Genomic DNA, 7,986 nt, shown 5'->3' with positions numbered 1-7,986 from the left:
AATAACTAAACCAAAATACAAGTTTAACCAACTAATAAAACCAAAAAAGCCACATCCTAAGATGTGGCTTTTTTAATCTATTTAATTTGATTACCATTTTTATCTAAAAAATGATATTCTAAGTATGTGTAAGCATCTCTGGGTTGTATTTTAACCCATTTCTTGTGTTCAAAAAACCATTTTGAACGAATAGATGGAAAGCCTTTTGTTAGGAAGGCTGCTATAAAAGGATGTGTGTTTAAAGTCACCTTTTTGTAGTCTTTTTTAAGTAACATTTCTAAATCATGATTGATTTTAGATAATATTCCAATTGGAGCTTCAACCTCTTCACCGCTAACACCATTAGGGTTTTCCTCTCTGGTTTTGATGTTCATTTCTGGTCTTACTCTTTGTCTTGTAATTTGAATCAACCCAAACTTACTTGGAGGTAGTATTTTGTGTTTGGCTCTGTCATCTTTCATTTCATCGCGAAGATGATTGAAAAGTTTTTTTCTGTTTTCAGCTTTATTTAAGTCAATAAAATCTATTACAATAATTCCTCCCATATCTCGAAGGCGAAGTTGTCTAGCAACCTCTGTAGCAGATATTAAATTAACTTCTAAAGCAGTTTCTTCTTGGGAATTAGCCTTATTAGACCTGTTTCCACTATTTACATCCACAACATGCAATGCTTCTGTATGCTCTATTACTAAATAGGCACCTCTAGCCATTGAAACTGTTTTTCCAAAAGCAGTTTTAATTTGCCTGTCCACTCCAAATTTTTCAAAAATTGGAGTTTTAGATTGATGTAGTTTGACTATTGATTCTTTATTTGGTGCAATTTCTTGCACATAATCTTTAATTTGAATAAAAAGTGCTTCGTCGTCTACTTGAATACCTGTAAATGAGTCGTTAAAAATGTCTCTTAATATTGAAGAGGCTTTATTTAACTCACCATGTACTTTTGAAGGATGGTTTGCTCTGTGTAGTTTTTTACACATTGTTGTCCATCGACCAAGTAAGTTTTGTAAATCTTTATCTAATTCAGCTACTTTTTTTCCTTCGGCTACTGTTCTTACAATAATTCCAAAACCTTTTGGTGTAATACTTTTTACCAAACGTTTTAGTCTGTCTTTTTCGGCTTTGTTTTCTATTTTTTGAGAAATAGAAATACGATCGCTAAAAGGTACTAAAACTATATATCTACCAGCAATAGAAAGCTCAGAGCTTATTCTTGGGCCTTTTGTAGAAATAGGTTCCTTTACTATTTGAACTAGCATGGATTGATTTGACTTTATAACATTGGCAATTTTGCCGTCTTTGTCAATATCTTTTTCAAATTTGAAATCTTTTAATGAAAAGTCTTTTAGTTTACCTGTGCTTACACGTTTTGTGAATTGTAAAAGAGAAGATATTTTTGGACCTAAATCGTGATAGTGCAAAAAAGCATCTTTCTCGTAGCCTACATTTACAAATGCAGCATTTAGTCCAGGTACAGCTTTACGTATTTTGGCAATAAACACATCACCAACTGCAAAATTGTTACCATCTTCCTCCTTATGTAATTCAATAAGTTTTCCATCTTTTAATAAGGCAAAATCAACACCGTCAGAATTAGATCTGATAATCAATTCTTTATTCATATTGTTAATTTTAATCCATTACACACTAGGTATAACAGATGGATTATACATTATTTTGTTTGGTAAACTTTACCAAACAGCATGTCTTATGTGAATAAGACACTCACAGGATTTTTTAATAAAAATCCGAAGAACTTAAACTAAACGCAAGGTTTTTACGTGTTTATAGTTAAGCTCGTTTTCAAAGAACATTGTTTTTAACAAACCAAAAAAGTAGTTATAAAAACTACTTTTTTGAATTATTTTTTCTTTTTGTGACGATTAGCACGTCTCCTTTTTTTACGCTTATGCGTTGCAACCTTGTGTCTCTTTCTTTTTTTACCGCTTGGCATAAGATGTCTGGTTTTAAATTAATAATTCGTTTTATGTTGTAATTACTTTACGTCAACATTAGTTTTTACACTTTCTACAAATACTTTTGCAGGTTTAAATGCTGGTATATTGTGTGCTGGAATTTTGATAGTTGTATTTTTTGAAATATTTCTACCAGTTTTCTCAGCTCTAGTTTTAATAATAAAACTTCCAAATCCACGTAAATAAACATTGTCTCCACCTTCTAAAGATGTTTTAACTTCCTCCATAAATGTTTCTACGGTCGCTTGAACGTCTCCTTTTTCAATTCCTAATTTCTCAGAAATTTTTGCTACTAAATCAGCTTTAGTCATTTTCTTTTCTTGTTTGGGTTACTACTCTTTTATAGGGTTGGCAAATATAGGAATTAAATATTCAAAACTTCAAACCTAATTCATTAAAATTTAATGCGATAAAGAATTACTTTTGTTTGCGAATCTTATCGCGTAAATGAATATAACAAAAAAACTAATTAACTGGTATTCAGTTAATAAAAGAGATTTGCCTTGGCGCAAGACTACCAATCCATATTTTATCTGGCTTTCAGAAATTATTTTACAACAAACACAGGTGGCTCAAGGTCTTCCATATTACGTCGCGTTTACCACAAAATACCCAACAGTTTATGATTTGGCTAAGGCGGAAGAATCTCAAGTTTTAAAACTTTGGCAAGGTTTAGGTTATTATTCTAGAGCCCGAAATTTACATGCTTCGGCAAAATATATTGTTAATGAGTTAGATGGCGTTTTCCCTAACACTTATAGTGAAATTATTAAGCTTAAAGGTGTTGGAGACTATACTGCAAGTGCAATTGCTTCTATTAGTTTTAATGAAGTAACTGCTGTTGTAGATGGAAATGTATATAGAGGATTGTCTAGAATTTATGGTATTTCTACTCCTATTAATACAGGAAAAGGCTTTAAAGAATTTAAGGCTTTAGCCCAAACACTAATAGATAAAAAGCAGCCTGCTACATTTAATCAAGCGATTATGGAATTTGGTGCACGATTGTGTAAGCCTAAGAATCCAGATTGTAATATTTGTCCGTTTAATGATTCTTGCGTGGCGCTTCAAAAGAATATAATAGGCGAATTACCCGTAAAGCTAAAATCTTTAAAAGTTAAAAAGAAATATTTCAACTTTATAGTAATGCTTTCTTCAGATAAAAAAACAATACTAGAGAAAAGAGAAGGTAAAGGTATTTGGCAAAATTTATATCAATTTCCTTTAATCGAAACACTTAAACCTATAACTATTTTAGAAGTCGAGAAGGAGCTCAAGGGTTTTTCAATATTAAAAAATAAAACTTTTAACTTAGCTATATATAATGATAATGAGATTATACATAAACTCTCGCACCAACATTTATATACTAAGTTTTGGATAGTTACTATAGATGAAACATTTTCGCAAGGCGTTTCAATAGAAAAAATAATAGATTTCCCAGTACCAATTTTAATAGGTAACTTTATAGAAAGCTTTAATTTTTAGTGCCTTAAGTAGTAATGGTCTTTCTTTTTTTATTAAATTTAAGTTTATCAACAGGTAAAAATGTAATTTTGTTATTTTAAACTACACAAAATATGGCTGGAACGTTAAATAAAGTGATGCTAATTGGGCATTTAGGAGATGAAGTTAAAATGCACTATTTTGAAGGTGGTGGCTGTGTTGGGCGATTTCCGTTAGCAACAAACGAAACTTACACTAATAAAACAACTAACGAACGTGTAACTAACGTAGAATGGCATAATATAGTTTTAAGAAATAAGGCTGCCGAAATTTGTGAAAAGTACTTAACCAAAGGTGATAAAGTATATATTGAAGGCAGAATTAAAACCAGAAAATGGCAAGACGATCAAGGAAACGACCGTTACAGTACAGAGATTCAAGCCAACGAGTTTACTTTTTTAACTACAAAAAAAGATAGTCAAGCAGCTGCCAACACACAAGCTCAACCTGGAAAACCAACAGAAAATAAGGTTGAAACAGCAGGAAAAACTGCTAGTGATGACGATTTACCATTTTAAACTTAATTTATAACCATTGGATCCTGAACCCACGAGTTTGTTAATTCATTTTTTAGTCATAGATTTTTCTACAATCTCTGGCTTTTTATTACTTTTTGTATTGCTATTTTGTTCGGCATTAATATCTGGAGCAGAAGTAGCATTATTCTCCTTAACGCGTACAGATTTAGAACAAGAAGATATACAGTCTAATAAGGCTGTTCAAATTATTAATACGCTTTTAGAACGCCCAAAAAAGCTGCTAGCTACCATTTTAGTGGCTAATAATTTTATAAATATTGGAATTGTAATTCTCTTTGCATTTTTAGGTAATTTTTTATTTGAAAGTATTACAAATCCTATTGTAAAATTTGTTGTTGAAGTTGTTGTCGTTACTTTTTTAATATTACTTTTTGGAGAGATTTTACCAAAAGTGTACGCAAGTAGAAACAATGTTAAGTTTTCTATGTTTATGGCCTATCCATTAAAAGTATTAGATTTTCTTTTTTCTCCCATAAGTTTACCAATGAGAGCTATTACATTGGGTATTCACAATAAACTTGGGAAACAGAAATCTAACCTAAGTGTAGATCAATTATCTCAAGCTTTAGAGCTTACTAGCGAGGAAGATACTACTCAAGAAGAACATAAAATATTAAAAGGGATTGTGTCTTTTGGCAATACAGATACTAAACAGGTTATGCGACCACGATTAGATATTTTTGCCTTAAATATAGAACAAAAGTATAGTGAAATAATAGAAGAAATAATCTCTAATGGTTATTCTAGAATTCCTGTATTTAAAGATAATATCGATACTATTGAAGGTATTTTGTATGTAAAAGATTTACTACCACATATAGAAACAAAAACTTTTGACTGGACAACCTTAATACGCGAACCCTTTTTTGTGCCAGAAAACAAGAAGCTTGACGATTTAATGTCTGAGTTTCAAGAAAAGAAAGTGCATTTAGCAGTTGTTGTAGACGAGTATGGAGGCACTTCTGGCTTAGTGTCTTTAGAGGATATAATTGAAGAGATAGTAGGTGATATTACTGATGAGTTTGATGATGAAGATGTGCATTATTCTAAATTAGATGAAAAAAATTATGTATTTGAAGGTAAGACAGCCTTAAAAGATTTTTATAAAATATTAAAATTTGAAGAAGATAAAGAAATCACTTTTGAAGATAATAAAGGTGAAGCCGAAACTTTAGCTGGATTTATTTTAGAGATTTCAGGAAGCTTTCCAAGGCAAGCAAGTAAAATAAATTTTAAAAATTACGTTTTTACTATAGAAGCTTTAGATAAAAAACGAATTAAACGTGTTAAGGTAACGATACCTTAAAAACTAAATTATTAAACTGAGCCTGTCGAAGTGTTTTTATTATGAAACAAAACATATTATTTTTAATATTAGTATTGATCGCTATTACAGGTTGTGCTGAAGATCCAACTCCAAAACCAAAAGCCTATTTAGCTTTGGAATACCCTCAAGCTATCTACAAAACCGAAAATATTGCAAAAATGCCTTTTACTTTTGAGCGTAACGCTCTAGGAAAGAATTTAAGAACTAAAACACTTAAGGGAGAAACTACTAGTTATGGTATTAATATAGAATATCCCAACCTTAAAGGCACAATTTACATTACTTACAAAGCTATTGAAGAAAATAAAGAGTATTTAAATGCCTATCTTAAAAACGCTCAAAATTTTACACAAGAGCATACGCAAAAAGCAGATGCAATAGATGAATTTGAATACATAAACCCAGAACGTAGCGTATATGGTATGTTTTACGATGTTGGAGGTAATGCAGCATCACAATCTCAATTTTATGTAACAGATAGTACTAACCACTTTATTACAGGTTCGCTTTATTTTTACGCTAAACCTAACTACGATTCTATTTTACCAGCAGCTAATTACTTGCAAAAGGATATAAAGAGGATTATGGAGAGTTTAAAGTGGAAGCATTGATACATTATACATAGTATGTATCGTTTGTGGTTTTGTCTTTCTTTTGGTATGTTTTTTTACACTCCTTTTCTATATTTTAATATTACAGAAAGAAAATACAGATAAGAAGATCTCTTTTCTTGTATCTTTACAGTCTATGTTTGCACTTGTAGATTGTAATAATTTCTATGCTTCATGCGAACGTGTTTTTAACCCTAATTTACAAGGTAAACCAGTTGCTATTCTTAGTAATAACGATGGTTGTGTTATTGCACGAAGTGACGAAGCTAAAACGTTGGGTTTGCCAATGGGAGCACCTATTTTTAAATGGGAAAGCTTTTGTAGGGAAAAAAACATACATGTGCTTTCCTCTAATTATCCATTATATGGAGACATGAGTTCTCGCGTAATGGAAATATTAAAACAGTTTACACCAGACATTGAAATTTATAGTATAGATGAATCTTTTTTAGAGTTTAAAGGCTTCGATAATTATAATTTAAACAATTATGGAAGCCAAATAAGAACACGTATTCTAAAATGGACAGGTATTCCAACTTGTGTAGGTATTGCACCAACAAAAGCACTTTGTAAAGTGGCTAATAAAGTAGCGAGAAAGTTTCCAAAGCAAACTAAAGGTGTTTATGTTATAGATTCTGAAGAAAAAAGAATTAAAGCTTTAAAATGGATTAAAATTGAAGCAGTTTGGGGAATAGGACGACGTTTAAGTAAGCGTTTAAAGTCTAAAGGTTGTAATACTGCTTACGATTTCACACAATTACCAGACGCTTGGGTTAAAAAAAATTTTTCTGTTATAGAGTCTCGTTTAAAAAGGGACCTTGAAGGTCTTCCAACATTGCGACTTGAGGAGTACGATACTATAAAAAAAGCCATTGCAACCACTAGAAGTTTCGAATATACGTATTCAGATATCGATAATATTAAAGAACGTGTTTCTACATTTGCTACCAGTTGTGCAGAAAAACTACGAAAACAAGGTTCTAGTTGTCATGTTATTATTGTTAGCTTAAGTAGCGATAGACATAAAACAGGTTTAGAGCAGCATCGTGTAAGTAGGAGTATTACTTTGTCTTGTCCAACAAATTCAAGTTTAATACTAAGTAGTTGTGCAGTTAGCGTAGTTATGTCTATCTTTAAGCAAGGTATTAAATATAAAAGAGCAGGAGTTGTTGTTACAGGTTTGGTGTCAGAAGATAGTTTTCAGCTTGATTTATTCAATGCCCAAAACCCAAAACACCAACCACTAATGCAATCCATAGACTATTTAAATGCTAAATTTAGAAGTAATACCGTTAAATTAGCGAGTCAAGATTTAAAACGTACTTGGAAAATGCGTCAAGAGCGTTTATCTCCAAGATATACTACAAATATTAATGATATAATAACTGTAAAATAGTTCGTTATTCTTTGTAGTTAAGAATGTCATGATTTGGAAAATGAATTAATAAGAAAAAAGTTTTTATGATAGCACACAAACAAGGAAGTTTAACCTTCTACACGCCAGAAACTATAGATGGAGTTGCTGGACATTTTTTCGATACAGGAATTTCAGCAGGATTTCCTTCTCCAGCCGAGGATTTTAAAGAAGATCGTTTATCTTTAGACGAAGAGCTTGTAAAAAACAAAGAAGCTACGTTTTATGCTAGAGTTAGTGGGCAGTCTATGATTGGTGCAGGATTAGATGATAACGATTTACTTGTAATTGATAGAAGCTTAGAACCTGAAAACAATAAAATTGCTGTCTGTTTTTTAGATGGAGAATTCACAGTTAAGCGGTTAAGAGTTACTAAAGACGAAGTTTGGTTACAACCAGAAAACCCAAATTATCCTATTATAAATATTACTGAGGATAATAATTTTTTAATTTGGGGTATTGTAACTAATGTGATTAAAAAAGTATAGTTTATAAAATTTCAGACATAAAAAACGGCACTATCTCATAAACTGTGTAAGTTTCAAAAAACTCAGGATTGAATTCAATCCTGAGTTTTTTTATTTTATTAACTTTAAATTTTACACACTTATGA

The 7,986-nt window shown here is 31.1% G+C and carries 8 protein-coding genes; 6 read left to right on the top strand and 2 right to left on the bottom strand.

Annotation, left to right across the window (positions count from 1 at the left end; genetic code table 11):
- Nucleotides 1-77: 77 nt before the first annotated feature.
- Nucleotides 78-1,622 carry a ribonuclease E/G gene (locus Q0C58_RS03590; RefSeq protein ID WP_290697621.1) on the bottom strand — a complete coding sequence of 515 codons (1,545 nt, stop codon included), beginning with the start codon at nt 1,620-1,622 and terminating at the stop codon, nt 78-80.
- A 374-nt stretch (nt 1,623-1,996) separates the two neighbouring features.
- Nucleotides 1,997-2,287, bottom strand: a complete 291-nt coding sequence (locus Q0C58_RS03585; RefSeq protein ID WP_290697618.1) for an HU family DNA-binding protein — start codon at nt 2,285-2,287, stop codon at nt 1,997-1,999.
- A gap of 136 nt (nt 2,288-2,423) precedes the next feature.
- Here Q0C58_RS03585 and mutY point away from each other — a divergent pair, with 136 nt between their 5' ends.
- The 6 genes from mutY to umuD all read left to right on the top strand — a co-directional run bounded on the left by mutY (nt 2,424) and on the right by umuD (nt 7,861).
- Nucleotides 2,424-3,464: an A/G-specific adenine glycosylase gene (gene mutY, locus Q0C58_RS03580; protein ID WP_290697615.1), complete on the top strand. Its 1,041-nt coding sequence runs from the start codon at nt 2,424-2,426 to the stop codon at nt 3,462-3,464.
- A gap of 92 nt (nt 3,465-3,556) precedes the next feature.
- Nucleotides 3,557-4,000: a single-stranded DNA-binding protein gene (gene ssb, locus Q0C58_RS03575; protein WP_290697612.1), complete on the top strand. Its 444-nt coding sequence runs from the start codon at nt 3,557-3,559 to the stop codon at nt 3,998-4,000.
- Nucleotides 4,001-4,016: 16 nt separating this feature from the next.
- Nucleotides 4,017-5,327 carry a gliding motility-associated protein GldE gene (locus Q0C58_RS03570; protein WP_290697608.1) on the top strand — a complete coding sequence of 437 codons (1,311 nt, stop codon included), beginning with the start codon at nt 4,017-4,019 and terminating at the stop codon, nt 5,325-5,327.
- A gap of 41 nt (nt 5,328-5,368) precedes the next feature.
- Nucleotides 5,369-5,959: a gliding motility lipoprotein GldD gene (gldD, locus tag Q0C58_RS03565; protein ID WP_290697605.1), complete on the top strand. Its 591-nt coding sequence runs from the start codon at nt 5,369-5,371 to the stop codon at nt 5,957-5,959.
- Between the two features lie 136 nt (nt 5,960-6,095).
- Nucleotides 6,096-7,355 carry a Y-family DNA polymerase gene (locus Q0C58_RS03560; protein ID WP_290697602.1) on the top strand — a complete coding sequence of 420 codons (1,260 nt, stop codon included), beginning with the start codon at nt 6,096-6,098 and terminating at the stop codon, nt 7,353-7,355.
- Nucleotides 7,356-7,420: 65 nt separating this feature from the next.
- The gene (gene umuD / locus Q0C58_RS03555) at nt 7,421-7,861 is read left to right on the top strand and encodes a translesion error-prone DNA polymerase V autoproteolytic subunit (protein WP_290697599.1); all 441 of its coding nucleotides are present in this window, start codon (nt 7,421-7,423) and stop codon (nt 7,859-7,861) included.
- Nucleotides 7,862-7,986: the final 125 nt, after the last annotated feature.

This window comes from Lacinutrix sp., from assembly GCF_023299985.1.
In the GTDB taxonomy this organism is placed as follows: Bacteria; Bacteroidota; Bacteroidia; order Flavobacteriales; family Flavobacteriaceae; genus Lacinutrix.
This window is presented reverse-complemented; position numbering and strand designations above follow the sequence as displayed.